This is a genomic window from Pseudomonas sp. NY15354, assembly GCF_048068075.1.
GTDB lineage: Bacteria > Pseudomonadota > Gammaproteobacteria > Pseudomonadales > Pseudomonadaceae > Aquipseudomonas > Aquipseudomonas guariconensis_C.
On record NZ_JBLUPV010000006.1, the window covers coordinates 189,942 to 206,142 of the forward strand.

Here is a 16,201-nt window from a genome sequence, read left to right on the forward strand (position 1 = left end):
CTACGTGAGCCAATTTTTCCAGATTCATGCGGAAAACCCGCAGGCGCGCCTGATCAAACAGGCCGTCGAGATCATCCGCAAGGGCGGTGTCGTGGTCTATCCGACCGACTCGGCCTATGCGATGGGCTGTCAGATCGGTGACAAGACCGCTGTGGAGAGGGTCCGACGGCTGCGCCAGCTGGACAAGAACCACAATTTCACGCTGCTGTGCTGCGACCTGTCGCAGATGGGGTTGTTCGCCAAGATCGACACAGCCACCTTTCGTCTGCTCAAGGCGCACATTCCCGGGCCCTACACCTTCATCCTCAACGCCACGCGGGAAGTACCCAGGCTGTTGATGCATGAAAAACGTCGCACCATCGGCCTGCGGGTCCCTTCCAACCCCATTGCCCGGGCACTGCTCGAAGAGCTGGGCGAGCCCTTGATGAGCGTGAGCCTCATCCTGCCCGGTGACGAAGAGCCGATGACCGACCCCTACGAGATCCGTGCGCGCCTTGAACATCATGTGGACCTGATCATCGATGGCGGCTTCGGTGACCTCAAGGCCTCCACGGTGATCAGCCTGGAAGGCGATGAGCCGGAAGTCATCCGCGTTGGCTGTGGCGATCCTGCGCCCTTCCTGGCGCCCGCGTGAGCCAGGTGCAGGACGCCGAGGCCCCGGTTGCCGACAGCGAGGCGCCGCAACAGCTGCAATTGGCGCTGGTCTATGGCGAGGCCCTGACCGAGCTGCCGCTGGATCTGTACATTCCCCCCGATGCCCTGGAAGTGTTCCTCGAGGCCTTCGAAGGCCCGCTGGACCTGCTGCTGTACCTGATCCGCAAGCAGAACATCGACATCCTCGACATCCCCGTGGCGGAGATCACCCGCCAGTACATGTCCTACGTCGAGCTGATGAAGAGCGTGCGCCTGGAGCTGGCCGCCGAGTACCTGGTGATGGCCGCCATGCTTGCCGAGATCAAGTCGCGCATGTTGCTGCCACGCTCCAGCGAGGTCGAGGAGGAAGAGGGCGACCCGCGTGCCGAGCTGATCCGCAGACTGCAGGAGTACGAGCGCTTCAAGGCCGCCGCCGAAGGTCTCGACGAGCTGCCGCGGGTGGGTCGGGAGATCGTCGTGCCGCGCCTGGAAGCGCCGCAGGCCAAGGTCCGCAAGCTGCTGCCCGATGTTTCCCTGGAAGAAATCCTGCTGTCCATGGCCCAGGTAATGCGGCGCAATGACCTGTTCGAAAGCCATCAGATCACCCGCGAGACCTTGTCGACCCGCGAGCGCATGAGTGAAGTGCTCGAACGCCTCAAGGGTGGCGGCTTCGTGCCATTTATCGAGCTCTTTGCCGTCGAGGAAGGCAAGTTGGGGGTGGTGGTCACCTTCATGGCGATTCTCGAACTGGTGAAGGAATCGCTCATCGAACTGGTGCAGAATGAGCCTTTTGCCCCGATCCATGTCCGCGCCCGGGCCGAGTGACCACGAGCAAGCCTTTCCTACCGATGAACCTGAACGAACCCCGTGACCTGGCCTCGCTGATCGAAGCCTTCCTCCTGGCCTCTGGCAAGCCACAGTCGCTCGAGCGCCTGTACGAGCTGCTCGAAGAGGCCGAGCGCCCCGCGCCTGCGGTCTTCAAGAAGGCGCTGGAAATCCTGGCCAAGTCTTGCAATGGCCGCGCCTTCGAGCTCAAGGAGGTGGCGACTGGCTATCGTCTGCAGATCCGCGAGGATTTTGCGCCCTGGGTCGGCCGGCTGTGGGAAGAGCGTCCTCAGCGCTATTCCCGCGCGCTGCTGGAGACCCTGGCGCTGATCGCCTATCGCCAGCCGATCACCCGGGGCGAAATCGAGGATGTGCGCGGTGTGGCGGTGAACAGCAACATCATCAAGACCCTGATGGAGCGTGAGTGGATCCGTATCGTCGGTTATCGCGAGGTGCCCGGCCGGCCAGCGATGTTCGCCACCACCAAGGCATTGCTCGATCATTTCAACCTCAAGAGTCTTGACGAGTTGCCGGCCCTGGCCGAGCTGCGCGAGATGGACACCGAGCCGTTGCTGGATCCGGATGACGCGCCGGTGCCTGCGCACTTGCAGGCGCTGGCCGATGCGAGCCTGGGCGAGGACGAGGAGGGCGAGGCGCCGCCGCGGGAGGAGACCAGTTTCCGCACGCTGCTGGTGGAGCTCGATGCGATGGAGGAAGGGCTCAAGACCGATTTCGATGATGTGCGGGATGAGGCCGCCAATGTCGAGGATGAGCCTGAACCGTAGACCGTTCTGGCCCGTTCGCGGGTAAATCCGCACAGGTACAGCGAGATTAGTCGCGAATGGGATGCAGCACCTTCGGGCGGAAACTCACAGCCCCGTCGAGAAAACCCGCTAGTCTCCAGTGCGTTCGTCCACCGAACCGCGTATGATGCGCGCCCCTTTGGCGCATCCGTCGCCGAAAAACGATTTTCACTACTACACCGGGAGGTGCCCAGATGAGTGACCAAGACCTGCAAGAAACCCAACCCACCCCGCCGTCCGGCGAAAAGCTGCAGAAGGTGCTGGCGCGTATCGGCGTCGGCTCGCGCCGTGACGTCGAGGCCTGGATCAGCCAGGGTCGCATCAAGGTCAACGGCGTCGAGGCCACCCTTGGCCAGCGCGTCGACCTGCACGATGCCATTGCCGTCGACGGCAAGCTGATCAAGCGCGTGGAGGCCGCCGAGGCCACCCGCCGAGTGATCATGTACAACAAGCCCGACGGCGAGATCTGCACCCGCGACGACCCGGAAGGCCGTCCGACCGTGTTCGACCGCCTGCCGCGTCCGAAAGAAGGGCGCTGGATCAATATCGGTCGTCTGGACATCAACACCACCGGTTTGCTGCTGTTCACGACCGACGGTGAACTGGCCAACCGCCTGATGCACCCCTCCTACGAGATGGACCGTGAGTACGCGGTGCGTGTGCGCGGCGAGGTCGACGACGACATGGTCGATCGTCTCAAGGCGGGCGTGATGCTCGAGGATGGCCCGGCGAAGTTCACCGACATCCAGAAGGCCCCGGGCGGCGAAGGTTTCAACCACTGGTACCACTGCGTGGTGATGGAAGGTCGCAACCGTGAGGTGCGTCGCCTGTGGGAATCCCAGGGTGTGGTGGTCAGCCGCCTGAAGCGCGTGCGCTTCGGTCCGGTGTTCCTCAATTCCGACCTGCCGATGGGGCGCTGGCGTGAAATGACCCAGGGCGAGATCGACATCCTGGCAGCCGAAGTCGGCCTGCAGCCGGTGGCATTGCCAGCGCTGAACCTTAAGGCCAAGGACAAGCTCGAGCGCATGCAGCGCAAGTCCACCCGCCCGCTGGGTCGTGGCGAGCGCGTGCGGACCCTGCGTCCCGCCCAGGGTCAAGAGGGTCAGGCCGAACGTCCGGCACGTGAGCGTCCGGCGCGTGAAGACGCCGCGCCACGTAAAGGCGGACGCAGCAGCACGGTTGCCGAGCGTCCGAGCGAGATGCGCAAGCGCCCAGCCAAGCCTGAAGCGGAAAAACCGGCAGGCCGTGGCCGCGGTAAGCCGCGCGGCTGATTGCTCAGCGTCATCTACAAGGGGCCGCATCGCGGCCCCTTTTTTATGTCTTGAGAAATCTAACGTGTTGATCCGGCGTGATTTTCCTTGCGATATGGAAACCCTGTCGACCGGGTTGTAACAATTTCTTTACGAAATGTGGCCTTTTTGGCCGTTGCTTCTCTGGGTGTAAACAGATTTTGCCAAACACCCCGTTCCAGAGCGGCTCCCTCGCCACTTACCCCCTTGTCCAACCCTTCGCCGCACGCTGATATAGCGCCCATGCCGTGTGCAGGGCCTGGCCGCAGAGCTGGGCATCGAAAACAACAAATGGAGGCGCCATGTACGCCGATCACTCTGCCTTTTCAGGCCATCCCCCCAGGATCGCTGCGTTTTTTCATCAGGAAATGACGCAACGCGTTGACGCCTGCGCGTACGCAGGGGTATACAATGCGCCGCGTTTTACCTGTGACCCCAATGCGTACCGCGCACTCTTGCTGACGCCTGGTTGAGTCACCCGGGGCCTGCCCCTCGGTGTCATCACCCCCGTCCAAGAAACCCAAGGTAATCACCTTGCCCATTCCGCTGCGCCACGAGCGCGGTGGGTCCGATTCCGTCACAGATAAAAACAAGCAGGTGACTTCGTTCATGAGTGGACAAAACATGCCTTCAGGCGAGCTCAAGCGTGGCCTGAAGAACCGCCATATCCAGCTGATTGCCCTGGGTGGCGCAATTGGTACCGGATTGTTCCTGGGCTCGGCCGGCGTGATGAAGTCCGCTGGTCCGTCGATGATTCTCGGCTATGCGATCTGCGGCTTCATCGCCTTCATGATCATGCGCCAACTGGGCGAAATGATCGTCGAAGAACCGGTTGCCGGCTCCTTCAGCCACTTCGCCCACAAGTACTGGGGCGGTTTCGCGGGCTTCTTGTCCGGCTGGAACTGCTGGGTGCTGTACATCCTGGTTGGCATGTCGGAGCTGTCTGCGGTTGGCAAGTACATCCACTACTGGTGGCCGGAGATCCCGACCTGGGTTACTGCGGCGGGCTTCTTCATCCTGATCAACGCGATCAACCTGATGAACGTGAAGGTGTTCGGCGAGGCCGAGTTCTGGTTCGCGATCATCAAGGTGCTCGCCATCGTCGGCATGATTGGCCTGGGTGCCTATCTGCTCACCAGCGGCAGCGGTGGTCCTGAAGCCTCGGTGACCAACCTGTGGGCCCATGGCGGCTTCTTCCCCAATGGCGTGAGTGGTCTGGTGATGGCGCTTGCGATCATCATGTTCTCCTTCGGCGGCCTGGAAATGCTGGGCTTCACCGCGGCCGAGGCTGACAAGCCTAAGACCGTGATTCCGAAGGCGATCAACCAGGTCATCTACCGTATCCTGATCTTCTATATCGGCGCGCTGGTGATCCTGCTGTCGCTGACCCCGTGGGACAGCCTGGTCGCCAGCATCGACGCCTCCGGTGGCAGCTATGGCAGCAGCCCGTTCGTTCAGGTCTTCTCGCTGCTCGGCAGTGATGTGGCCGCCCACCTGCTGAACTTCGTGGTCCTGACCGCGGCGCTGTCGGTATACAACAGCGGCACCTACTGCAACGCCCGCATGCTCTACGGCATGGCTGAGCAAGGCGACGCTCCGGCGGGCCTGGCCAAGATCGACAAGCGCGGCGTGCCAGTGCGTTCGATCCTGGCTTCGGCTGCCGTGACCCTGGTCGCGGTGCTGCTGAACTACTTCATGCCGCAGCACGCGCTGGAGTTGCTGATGTCGCTGGTGGTGGCTGCCCTGGTGATCAACTGGGCGATGATCAGCTACTCGCACCTGAAGTTCCGTCAGCACCTTGATCGTACTGGCCAGAAGGCGCTGTTCAAGGCCCTGTGGTACCCGTACGGCAACTATGTGTGCCTGGCCTTCGTGGTGCTGATCCTGGGGATCATGCTGCAGATTCCGGGCATTCAGGTCTCGGTGTACGCGATTCCGGTCTGGCTGGTGGTGATGTATGCCTTCTACATGCTCAAGAGCAAACGTAGTGGGCAGGCATCCGGTACCGCCGGCTCCGTAGCCAAGTAAGGCGAATACCTACAAAAAAACCGATGGCAGGAGACTGCCATCGGGTTTTTTGTTTGTGCAATGAAGGGCGCCAGGCGCCCTCGGCAGCGCCAGGCTCAGAGGAACACGAACTTGGCGATGAAGATCACGCAAAGGACCCAGAGGCTGGCGGAGATTTCCTTGAACTTGCCAGTCCCGGCCTTGAGCGCCACATAGCTGATGAAGCCCAGGGCGATACCGTCGGCGACCGAGAAGGTCAGCGGCATCATGATCACGGTGACGATCGCAGGGATGCTGTCGGTCGCCTCGTCCCAGTGGATGTGCGCCATGCTGCCCATCATCAACATGGCCACATAGATCAGGGCACCTGCGGTGGCGTAGGCGGGGATCATCCCGGCCAACGGTGCGAAGAACATGGCGGCGACGAACAGCAAACCGACGACCACGGCAGTCAGGCCTGTGCGGCCACCAGCGGCAACGCCTGCGGCACTTTCCACGTAGCTGGTCACAGGCGGCACGCCGACCGCGGCGCCGAACACGCTGGAGGCGCTATCCGCCTTCAGTGCCCGAGACAGGTTCTCGATGCGGCCGTCCTCACCGACCAGGTTGGCTCGCTGGGCTACGCCCATCAGGGTGCCGGCGGTGTCGAACATGTGCACGAACAGGAACGCCAATACCACGCTGATCATGCTGACGTTGAACACGCCCGCCACATCCATGGCCATCCAGGTCGGAGCCAGGCTCGGCGGCAGCGAGAACACCCCGCCATACTGGACCAGGCCCAGGCCCCAGCCAGCCAGGGTAACGCTGATGATGCTGATGAGGATCGCGCCGAATACGCGGTGATAGCTGAGCACCGCGATCATCAGGAAGCATACCGCCGCCAGCAGTGGGCCAGGCTCGTGCAGAGAACCCAGCTTGATCAGCGTGGCAGGGCTGTCGACGACGATACCGGCGGTTTTAAGGCCGATCAGCCCGAGGAACAGGCCGACCCCCGCGCCCATGGCGTGGCGCAGGCTGACCGGAATGCTGTTGAGCAGCCATTCGCGCACGCGTGAGAGGGTCAGGGCCATGAACAGCACGCCGGACACGAACACTGCACCCAGTGCCGCTTCCCAGGTGTAGCCCATGGTGCCGACCACGGTGTAGGTGAAGAAGGCGTTGAGCCCCATACCGGGGGCCAGGCCCACCGGCCAGTTGGCGTAGAGGCCCATCAACAGGCAGCCCAGGGCCGCGGCGATACAGGTGGCAACGAACGCCGCACCATGGTCGATACCGGCATCGGCCATGATGTTGGGGTTGACGAAGATGATGTAGGCCATGGTGATGAAGGTGGTCACCCCGGCGATCAGCTCGGTCCTGACGGTGCTGCCGTGTCGCTTGAGTTTGAAAATCCGTTCCAGCCAACTCGTTTCGAGCGGTGGAGCGAGATCCAGCGTAGGGGCTTCGGATTTGCGGCTTTCCACAGCGAGTACTCCTCAAGTCTTTCTTGTTGTTTCGGAACCTTGGTCCTGCGCCAATGCACTTGGGCGGCTCCGCGAGGGGATTGGCAGACGTCTGACCGATTTGTTGACTTTCGGGTCAGAAAGTTGCTCGCTGGATTATGCTGTTGTGTACAAATAATGCAAATAATGTTTTATTTTTTGTGTGCGCGATCTGGCACGTAGTGGCTATATGGGAAAGGCCACCTGCAGAAATCCAATGGCCTGTGTACAATAGGCCGATACCTTGGTCCCTTTATTTTCTATCCAGGACTTGCCAGCCACCTTCTGACAGGCATTACAGTCAAGGCTCCGACTGGTAGATCCTCGTGCTCGAGAACCCATGAACGAACAGCTGCAACCTCTGAAGAAACCTGCGCGCAACGGCAAGGCCGGCCGCAGCGGTACCCAGGACGACATCGTCTATGCGCATATTTTCGAGGCCATCCTCGAGCAGCGCCTGGCACCGGGCACCAAGTTGAGCGAGGAAGCGCTGGGCGAGATCTTCGGCGTCAGCCGCACCATCATCCGTCGTGCCTTGTCGCGCCTGGCCCACGAAAGCGTCGTACTGCTGCGACCCAATCGCGGTGCGGTAGTGGCGAGCCCCACGGTGGAAGAAGCGCGCCAGGTGTTCTTCTCGCGTCGCATGGTCGAGCGCGCCATCACCGAGCTTGCCGTGCAGCACGCCACGATCGAGCAACTGAACGAGCTGCGCCAGATGGTCCGTGAGGAGCGCGACAGCTTCTCCCGTGGTGACCGGGGTGCGGGTATCCGCCTTTCCGGCGAGTTCCACCTCAAGCTGGCTGAGGCGGCCGGCAATGCCCCCCTTATCAGCTTCCAGCGCAGCCTGGTTTCGCAGACCTCGCTGATCATCGCGCAATACGAAAGCGGAAACCGTTCGCACTGTTCCTACGATGAACACATGCAACTGATCGACGCCATCGAAGCCCGTGACGCGGAGCTGGCGGTGAACCTGATGATGCACCACATGGATCACATCGACACCAAGCTGAACCTGGACGAGGAGGGCGCCTCCGACGACCTGCACGCCGTGTTCTCGCACTTGCTGAAAAAACCCAAGGTGCCTGTCAAAGGTTGATCGTTTGCCCACTCCCTGGGCAGGCCGTACCGCTCAACGCCACCGCTTCCAGTAGGGAAACGGTGGCGTTTTTCATTTAAGCCCCGCGATGACTGCTTTTGGGGCGGGAGGTCAACGCCGACGCGGGGTACGAGGGCTACTGGCCATTGGCCAAGGCTCTGCTAGATTGTTTTTTGCAAACCTTCATCAAGCAGTTGGGCTTGCGCATCCAGTGCGTTCCACTACTTGAGGAGAGGTCCATGAGTATGTCCCTGGGCAAGCGCATGGGTGCCGAGCTGGTCGGCACCTTCTGGTTGGTCCTTGGTGGTTGCGGCAGCGCGGTGTTGGCCGCGAGCTTTCCGACCGGCATCGGTATCCTAGGTGTCGCCTTCGCATTTGGCCTGACGGTGTTGACCATGGCGTTTGCCATCGGCCACATTTCCGGCTGCCACCTCAACCCTGCGGTATCGTTCGGGCTTGTGGTGGGGGGGGCGGTTTCCAGCCAAAGAATTCGTGCCCTACGTGATTGCCCAAGTGATCGGGGCGATCCTGGCGGCGGCGGTGATCTACTTCATTGCCAGCGGCAAGGCGGGGTTCGAGTTGTCATCGGGGCTGGCCTCCAACGGCTACGCCGATCATTCGCCGGGTGGGTACTCGCTGGCGGCAGGCTTTACCAGCGAGGTGGTGATGACCGCGATGTTCCTGGTGATCATCATGGGCGCCACCGACACGCGTGCGCCAGCGGGCCTGGCACCCATCGCCATCGGCCTGGCGCTGACGCTGATTCACCTGATCTCCATTCCGGTGACCAATACCTCCGTCAACCCCGCACGCAGCACCGGCCCAGCCCTGTTCGTCGGGGGCTGGGCATTGCAGCAGTTGTGGTTGTTCTGGGTGGCGCCGCTGATCGGCGCGGCGATCGGCGGCGCGCTGTACCGAGGGCTGGCGCGCGAGCCCTAGGCTTTGTACGAGCGGTATCGGCAAGTGCGTTGAAAAACGGGGCTTGGCTGCTCAGGTACGCCAGTACGCTGCGCTTGCTCGCCCCGTTTCGGCTTGTGTGGCCTTCGCGTAGACCCTAGCGCTGGTGCACGCAGCGACCGGCGGCGTAGGTTTCACGCACTGTGCGGTCGTCGCCCAGGGTAGTGAGGACGAACAAGGTTTCTTCGATGCTGTTGGACTGCTGGATGCGGTAGTCCAGTAGCGGGGTGGCCTTGTAATCGAGCACCACGAAGTCGGCATCGTTGCCCGGGCGCAGGCTGCCGATGCGATCGTCCAGGCGCAGGGCGCGGGCCCCGCCGAGGGTCGCCAGGTACAGGGACTTGTACGGATGCAGGCGTGCGCCCTGCAGTTGCATGACCTTGTAGGCCTCGTTCAGGGTGTTGAGCAGCGAGAAACTGGTGCCGGCGCCCACGTCGGTGCCCAGGCCCACGTTGACCTTGAAGCGCTCAGCCTGAGGCAGGTTGAACAGCCCGCTGCCCAGGAACAGGTTGGAGGTGGGGCAGAAGGCGACAGCCGAACCGGTCTCGGCCAGGCGCTGGCATTCTTCGTCGCACAGGTGCACGCCATGGGCGAACACCGAGCGCTCGCCCAGCAGCTCGTAATGGTCATAGACGTCCAGGTAGCCCTTGCGCTCAGGGAACAGCGCCTTGACCCAGTCGATTTCCTTGACGTTCTCCGACAGGTGGGTGTGCATGTACAGCCCCGGGTATTCCTTGAGCAACTGGCCGGCCAGGGTCAGTTGTTCCGGGGTGCTGGTGGGCGCGAAACGTGGGGTCACCGCATAGTGCAGGCGGCCCTTGCCATGCCAGCGCTCGATCAGCGCCTTGCTTTCGGCATAGCCGGACTCGGCGGTGTCGGTCAGGTAGTCAGGGGCGTTGCGATCCATCATCACCTTGCCGGCGATCAGGCGCAGGTCCAGGCGCTGGGCTTCTTCGAACAGGGCATCGACCGACTCGGGATGGACGCTGCCGAACACTAGCGCGCTGGTGGTGCCGTTGCGCAGCAGTTCCTTGAGGAAGATCTTGGCCACTTGGTCGGCATGGGCCTTGTCGGCGAACTGCTTTTCGCAGGGGAAGGTATAGGTGTTCAGCCAGTCCAGCAGTTGCTCGCCGTAGGAGCCGATCATGCCGGTCTGTGGGAAATGGATGTGGGTATCGATGAAGCCCGGGGTGATCAGGGCGTCCTGGTGGTGAATCACTTCGACGTCGGCACCGAGGCTCGGCAGCAGGTCGCTGGCGTGCCCCAGCGCACTGATGCGGCCTTCTTCGACCACCAGCAGGCCGTCTTCGTAATATTCGTGGGAAGCGTCGAGGCCCACCTCGGCCGGGTCGGCGATGCTGTGCAGGATGGCGGCTCGGTAGGCTTTGCGGGTTGCGCTCATAACGTTCTCGTCAATTGGCTTGGCTGCGCCGGGAGGGGGGCAGCAATTGGGCGATTGGGCCTGAGTTGGCGGCAGCGTCGTGCTGGCCGAAGCAGGCGTTGTAGGTGGCAATGATTTCCGCGGCGATGGACACGGCGATCTCAATCGGCAGCTTGCCCTTGACCTCGGCCAGGCCCATCGGGCAACGCATCCGCGCCACGACGGCGTCGTCGTAGCCGCGTTCGCGCAGGCGGTGCTCGAACTTCACCCGTTTGGTCTTCGAGCCGATCAGGCCGAACCAGGTGAAATCATTGCGCTTGAGAATGGCGGCAGTCAGTTCCAGGTCGAGCTGGTGATTGTGGGTCATGACGATGCAATAACTGCCCGCTGGCAGCTCGGCGACTTCGTCGACCGGCTCCTCGCTGACGACTTTGGTCACACCATTGGGGATGACCTCAGGGAACTCCTGCTCGCGCGAATCGATCCAGCGCACCCGGCAGGGTAGCGCGGCGAGCAAGGGTACCAGAGCGCGGCCGACATGGCCCGCGCCGAACACCGCGATCTGCGCCTGCACAGCAGCCATTGGTTCGAACAGCAGCACCGTGACGCCGCCACAGCATTGGCCAAGGCTCGCTCCTAGGCTGAAGCGCTCGAGATGCGGGGTGGAGCGTTGTTCCTCTAGCATCTGCCGGGCAATGTGCAGCGCCTTGTACTCCAGATGGCCGCCGCCGATGGTGTCGAACAGGCCGGTGGCGCTGACCACCATCTTCGAGCCGGCGTTGCGGGGCGTCGAGCCGCGCTCCTCGATGATAGTCACCAGAACGCAAGCTTCGCCGCGGGCCTGGTGGTCGGCGAGGGCGTTGATCCATTGGTGCATGATTCAACCTCTCTAAATTGCGCCACGGACCCTGCGGGAGCGGGTGAACCCGCTCCCACTGGGTTTCGCGTTGTCAGTGGGTGACGGTTTCCAGTTCCTGCTCGGCAGGCTGCTCGGCGGCCACCGCCTTGCGCATCTGCTCACAGCCCCATAGCACTCGCTCAGGCGTCGCCGGTGCATCGACCTGCGGTTGCACGCGGTAGTCGGCGATGCTCGCCACGGCATCCTTGATGGCGCACCAGGCGGCGATGCCGAGCATGAACGGCGGCTCGCCCACGGCCTTGGAGTGGAACACGGTGTCTTCCGGGTTCTTGCGGTTTTCCACCAGCTTCACGCGCAAGTCCAGCGGCATGTCCGCCACGGCTGGGATCTTGTAGCTCGCTGGGCCGTTGGTCATCAGCTTGCCCTTGGCGTTCCACACCAGCTCCTCGGTGGTCAGCCAGCCCATGCCCTGGATGAAACCGCCTTCTACCTGGCCGATGTCGATGGCCGGGTTCAGCGAGGCACCGACGTCGTGCAGGATGTCGGCCCGCAGCATCTTGTATTCGCCGGTCAGGGTGTCGACCACTACCTCGACGCAGGCGGCGCCGAAGGCGAAGTAGTAGAACGGCCGGCCGCGGGCCTGGTCGCGGTCGTAGTAGATCTTCGGTGTGCGATAGAAACCGGTGCTCGACAGCGACACCTGGGCAAAGTAGGCCTGCTGCACCAATTGCTCGAAGCTCACGATCTGGTCGCGCACCCGCACATGGCCGTTGCGGAACTCCACATCTTCCTCGGTGACCTTGTAATGCCGTGCGGCGAACTCGGTCAGGCGTTTCTTGAGGATCTCAGCGGCGTTCTGCGCGGCCTTGCCGTTGAGGTCGGCGCCACTGGAGGCGGCGGTCGGCGAGGTGTTGGGCACCTTGTCGGTGTTGGTGGCGGTGATCTGGATGCGCTCGAAATCGACTTGGAACACCTGGGCTACCACCTGGGCGACCTTGGTGTTCAGGCCCTGGCCCATCTCGGTGCCGCCATGGTTCAGGTGGATGCTGCCGTCGGTATAGATGTGGATCAGCGCGCCGGCCTGGTTGAGGAAGGTCGCGGTGAACGAGATACCGAACTTCACCGGGGTCAGCGCCAGGCCTTTCTTGAGCACCGGGCTGTGTTCATTGAAGCGGCGGATCGACTCGCGGCGCTCGGCATAGTCGGCGCTGGCCTCGAGTTCGGCGGTCATCTCCTCGAGCATGTTGTGCTCGACGGTCTGATAGTAGTGAGTGACGTTGCGCTCGGTCTTGCCGTAGTAGTTGGCCTTGCGCACGGCCAGGGGGTCGAGCGCCAGATGGCGGGCGATATGGTCCATCACCTGCTCGATGGCGACCATGCCCTGTGGACCGCCGAAACCACGGTAGGCGGTGTTGGACGCGGTGTTGGTCTTGCAGCGGTGGCCATGCACCGTGGCGTCGCCCAGGTAGTAGGCGTTGTCGGAGTGGAACATGGCGCGGTCGACGATCGAGCCGGACAGGTCAGGCGAGTAACCGCAGTTGCCGGCCAGGTCCAGGTTGATGCCGTGCAGGCGGCCGGTGTCGTCGAAGCCTACGTCGTACTCCACGTAGAACGGGTGACGCTTGCCGGTCATCATCATGTCTTCGACGCGCGGCAGGCGCATCTTGGTCGGCTGACCGGTTAGGCGCGCAATGACCGCGCACAGGCAGGCCGGGCTGGCGGCCTGGGTCTCCTTGCCGCCGAAGCCGCCGCCCATGCGGCGCATGTCCACGACGATCTTGTTCATCGGCACGTCCAGCACTTCGGCTACCAGCTTCTGCACCTCGGTGGGGTTCTGGGTGGAGCAGAAGACGATCATGCCGCCGTCCTCGGTGGGCATCACCGAGGAGATCTGGGTTTCCAGGTAGAAATGCTCCTGGCCACCGATGTGCAGGGTGCCTTGCAGGCGGTGGGGGGCGGTGGCCAGGGCGCTGTCCGAGTCGCCGCGTTGGTGGGTGTGACTGTCCAGCACGAAATGCTTCTTGCGCAGTGCCTCGACCACGTCCAGCACCGGTTCGAGGTCTTCGTACTCGACGATCGCCGCCATCGCGGCGCGGCGTGCGGTGTCCAGGTCGCGGGCTGCGACGGCCAGCACCGGCTGCCCGAAGAACTCCACCTTGTCGATCGCCAGCAGCGGGTCACCGGCGACCACCGGGCCGATGTCCTTCAGGCCTGGGATGTCTTCATGGGTGATGGCGATGCGCACGCCCTCGAAGGCGTAGCACGGCGTGGTGTCGATGCGCAGGATGCGCGCATGGGCGCGGTCCGCGGTGCGCGCGAAGACGTGCAGCTGGTTGGGGAATTCCAGGCGGTCATCGATGTACACCGCCTCGCCGCTGACGTGCTTGTCGGCGCTGTCATGCTTGATGCTGCGGCCGACCCCGGTGGTCAGGTCCTGGCTGAACAGTTCGGCCATCTCGGCCTGGCTCTTGGCTACGTGATGGTTAGACATAAGCGGTCACCCGGGTTTCGATGTACGGCGATTGCAGTTCGATGAAGTACTTGCGCAGCAGGTTCTGCGCGGTCAGCAGGCGGTATTCCTTGCTGGCGCGGAAGTCCGAGAGCGGGGTGAAGTCTTCGTCCAGGGCCTGGCAGGCCTGTTCGATACTGGCCTGGTTCCAGGTCTTGCCCACCAAGGCGGCCTCGCAGGCACGGGCACGTTTAGGAATGGCGGCCATGCCACCGAAGGCGATGCGGGCCTCGCGAACCACACCGTCCTCGATACGCAGGTTGAACGCAGCGCACACCGCCGAGATGTCGTCGTCCAGGCGCTTGGAAACCTTGTAAGCGCGGAACGTCCAGTCGGCGCTGGCGCGCGGGACGATGATCTTCTCGATGAATTCGCTGTCCTGACGTGCGGTGATGCGGTAATCGATGAAGTAGTCTTCCAGCGCCAGGGTGCGCTGGGTCTCGCCTTGACGCAGGACCACCTGGGCGTCGAGGGCGATCAGCAGGGGTGGCGAGTCACCGATCGGTGAAGCGTTGCCGATGTTGCCGCCCAGGGTGCCCTGGTTGCGGATTTGCAGCGAGGCGAAGCGGTGCAGCAGGTCGCCGAAGTCCGGGTACTCCTCGTTCAGGGCGCCGTAGCAGTCGGTCAGCGGGGTGGCGGCGCCGATTTCCAGATGGGTCGCGGTTTTCTCGATACGCTTGAGTTCGGCCACGTGACCGACGTAGATCATCACCGGCAGCGCCTTGTGGAACTGGGTGACTTCCAGGGCCAGGTCGGTACCGCCAGCCAGCAGGCGTGCCTCGGGGTGCGAGCTGTACAGGTCGGCAAGGTCGGCCACGGTCAGCGGCACCAGGCAGCGCTTGTCGCCGCTGTTGAGCTCACCGGTTTCGGTTGGCGCGATCGCCTTGAGGCGGGCGATGGTCTGGGCTTGCTGTTCGTCGAACTGGTCGCGGCAGGGGCGAGCGCAGCTCTGCTCGGCGGCGGCGAGGATCGGACGGTAGCCGGTGCAGCGGCACAGGTTGCCTGCCAGGGCCTCCTGGGCTTGGTGCAGATCGTGGCCGTCGCTGTTCTTTTGCAGGGCGAACAAGGACATGACGAAGCCTGGGGTGCAGAAACCGCACTGGGACCCATGGCAATCGGCCATGGCTTGCTGCACGCTGTGCAGTTCGCCCTGGTGCTTGAGGCCTTCGACACTGATCAGCTGCTTGCCGTGCAGCGACGAGACGAATGTCAGGCAGGAGTTGAGGCTGCGGTAGCGCAGGGTGTCGCGGCCCTGGTCGTCCTGGGTCAGCTCGCCGACCACCACGGTGCAGGCGCCGCAGTCGCCACTGGCGCAGCCTTCCTTGGTGCCGGGTTTGCCCAGGTGCTCACGCAGGTATTGCAGCACCGTCATGTTCGGGTCCAGGGCGTGCTCACTACGCAGCTCCTGGTTGACGAGAAACTGGATCACGGGGAAGGCCTCGCAATGGTTTTATTGTTGTTCGGTCGGACTCTAAGCACGCTTGACCATTTGGTCAATAATTTTCTGACTCAAAGGTCAAGAATTTGCGTGCGCCACGTCCCGACGGGACAAATCGTCATAGTCAAAGCATAGAACGCACCGGCTCTGCAGCACGTCCGCAGGTCGAATAAAGCGCAACGATCCCCTGCGCGGCAGTCAGGCAAGTAGGCTACAATCGCCCCCTTGTGCCCCGTTCAAGATTCTGAAGGAAAACCATGACGTTCAAGGCGCCGGACAGCCTCTCTGAGCAGATCGCCCACTACCTGGCCGAACGGATCATTCGCGGCGAACTCAAGCCGGGCGAACGGATCCAGGAATTGAAGGTCACCCAGGCACTCAACGTCAGTCGCGGCTCGGTGCGCGAGGCGTTGTTGATCCTCGAACGCCGGCATCTGGTGGCGATCCTGGCGCGCCGCGGTGCCCATGTCACCGAACTGGATGAACGTGGCGTGCGCAGCTTGTGCACGCTCATGGGCGAGTTCTACATCCTGCTGGGCAACGCAGTGGCCAGCCGTTGGCGCAACGAGCGCGACCTGGAGCCGTTCCTTGGGATCCAGCAGCGCCTGCAGCAGGCCCATGCCAACCAGGACATCGAGACGTTCGTCGCCGAAAGTTTCGCGGTGATGCGCGCTGCTTATCCGTTTGCCGACAATCCCTATCTGCAGGAGACCGTCGAGAACCTGCAGCCGGCCATGAGTCGTGCCTACTACCTGGCCCTGGACCAGCGTCAGGCCAACATGGTCGACTACCTTGAACTGTTCGCACGCCTGCTCGAAGCCGTGGTCGCCCGTGACCAGGCACGCATCCGCGAGGTTCTGGTCGCCTACAGCCAGCGCAGTTGCGAGCTGGTGCTGGCGGCCCTGGCGCAGGTCTGATCG

At 62.9% G+C, this 16,201-nt stretch carries 12 protein-coding genes and 1 pseudogene; 8 read left to right on the forward strand and 5 right to left on the reverse strand.

Annotated elements, in window-relative coordinates; translation table 11 throughout:
- Positions 1-4: 4 nt before the first annotated feature.
- The 5 genes from ACNFCH_RS08995 to ACNFCH_RS09015 all read left to right on the forward strand — a co-directional run bounded on the left by ACNFCH_RS08995 (position 5) and on the right by ACNFCH_RS09015 (position 5,578).
- A complete protein-coding gene (locus ACNFCH_RS08995; RefSeq protein WP_070092138.1) occupies positions 5-634 on the forward strand; it encodes an L-threonylcarbamoyladenylate synthase in 630 nt (209 codons plus the stop codon).
- Positions 635-759: 125 nt separating this feature from the next.
- Positions 760-1,458 (forward strand): segregation and condensation protein A, encoded by a 699-nt coding sequence (locus ACNFCH_RS09000; RefSeq protein ID WP_170831758.1) that lies wholly within the window; start codon positions 760-762, stop codon positions 1,456-1,458.
- A 23-nt stretch (positions 1,459-1,481) separates the two neighbouring features.
- Positions 1,482-2,243: an SMC-Scp complex subunit ScpB gene (scpB, locus tag ACNFCH_RS09005; RefSeq protein ID WP_416742644.1), complete on the forward strand. Its 762-nt coding sequence runs from the start codon at positions 1,482-1,484 to the stop codon at positions 2,241-2,243.
- Between the two features lie 212 nt (positions 2,244-2,455).
- Positions 2,456-3,532, forward strand: a complete 1,077-nt coding sequence (rluB, locus tag ACNFCH_RS09010) for a 23S rRNA pseudouridine(2605) synthase RluB (RefSeq protein ID WP_337157052.1) — start codon at positions 2,456-2,458, stop codon at positions 3,530-3,532.
- Between the two features lie 627 nt (positions 3,533-4,159).
- Entirely contained in the window at positions 4,160-5,578 is a 1,419-nt protein-coding gene (locus ACNFCH_RS09015; RefSeq protein ID WP_196163561.1) for an amino acid permease, read from the forward strand.
- A 95-nt stretch (positions 5,579-5,673) separates the two neighbouring features.
- On the opposite strand, the gene ACNFCH_RS09020 is transcribed toward ACNFCH_RS09015, so the two are convergent.
- Positions 5,674-7,023 carry an NCS2 family permease gene (locus ACNFCH_RS09020; protein ID WP_070092106.1) on the reverse strand — a complete coding sequence of 450 codons (1,350 nt, stop codon included), beginning with the start codon at positions 7,021-7,023 and terminating at the stop codon, positions 5,674-5,676.
- Positions 7,024-7,381: 358 nt separating this feature from the next.
- Here ACNFCH_RS09020 and ACNFCH_RS09025 point away from each other — a divergent pair, with 358 nt between their 5' ends.
- Together ACNFCH_RS09025 and aqpZ are read left to right on the forward strand one after the other, a co-directional pair.
- Positions 7,382-8,137: a GntR family transcriptional regulator gene (locus ACNFCH_RS09025; RefSeq protein ID WP_070092105.1), complete on the forward strand. Its 756-nt coding sequence runs from the start codon at positions 7,382-7,384 to the stop codon at positions 8,135-8,137.
- A 239-nt stretch (positions 8,138-8,376) separates the two neighbouring features.
- A pseudogene (gene aqpZ / locus ACNFCH_RS09030) lies at positions 8,377-9,076 on the forward strand (aquaporin Z).
- Positions 9,077-9,191: 115 nt separating this feature from the next.
- Here the strand turns inward: aqpZ and guaD are convergent.
- From guaD to xdhA, 4 genes are all read right to left on the reverse strand, one after another.
- The gene (gene guaD / locus ACNFCH_RS09035; RefSeq protein WP_070092103.1) at positions 9,192-10,496 is read right to left on the reverse strand and encodes a guanine deaminase; all 1,305 of its coding nucleotides are present in this window, start codon (positions 10,494-10,496) and stop codon (positions 9,192-9,194) included.
- Positions 10,497-10,506: 10 nt separating this feature from the next.
- Positions 10,507-11,352: a xanthine dehydrogenase accessory protein XdhC gene (gene xdhC, locus ACNFCH_RS09040; protein WP_337157050.1), complete on the reverse strand. Its 846-nt coding sequence runs from the start codon at positions 11,350-11,352 to the stop codon at positions 10,507-10,509.
- A gap of 73 nt (positions 11,353-11,425) precedes the next feature.
- On the reverse strand, positions 11,426-13,825 hold the full coding sequence (gene xdhB / locus ACNFCH_RS09045) for a xanthine dehydrogenase molybdopterin binding subunit (RefSeq protein ID WP_337157049.1): 2,400 nt from the start codon (positions 13,823-13,825) through the stop codon (positions 11,426-11,428).
- Positions 13,818-15,272 (reverse strand): xanthine dehydrogenase small subunit, encoded by a 1,455-nt coding sequence (gene xdhA, locus ACNFCH_RS09050; RefSeq protein WP_416742645.1) that lies wholly within the window; start codon positions 15,270-15,272, stop codon positions 13,818-13,820. Before xdhA ends, xdhB begins: the two co-directional genes overlap by 8 nt.
- 266 nt (positions 15,273-15,538) lie before the next feature.
- Between xdhA and ACNFCH_RS09055 the strand changes: the two genes are divergently transcribed.
- Positions 15,539-16,198, forward strand: coding sequence for a GntR family transcriptional regulator (locus ACNFCH_RS09055; protein WP_070092099.1), 660 nt, complete (start codon positions 15,539-15,541; stop codon positions 16,196-16,198).
- Positions 16,199-16,201 lie beyond the last annotated feature (3 nt).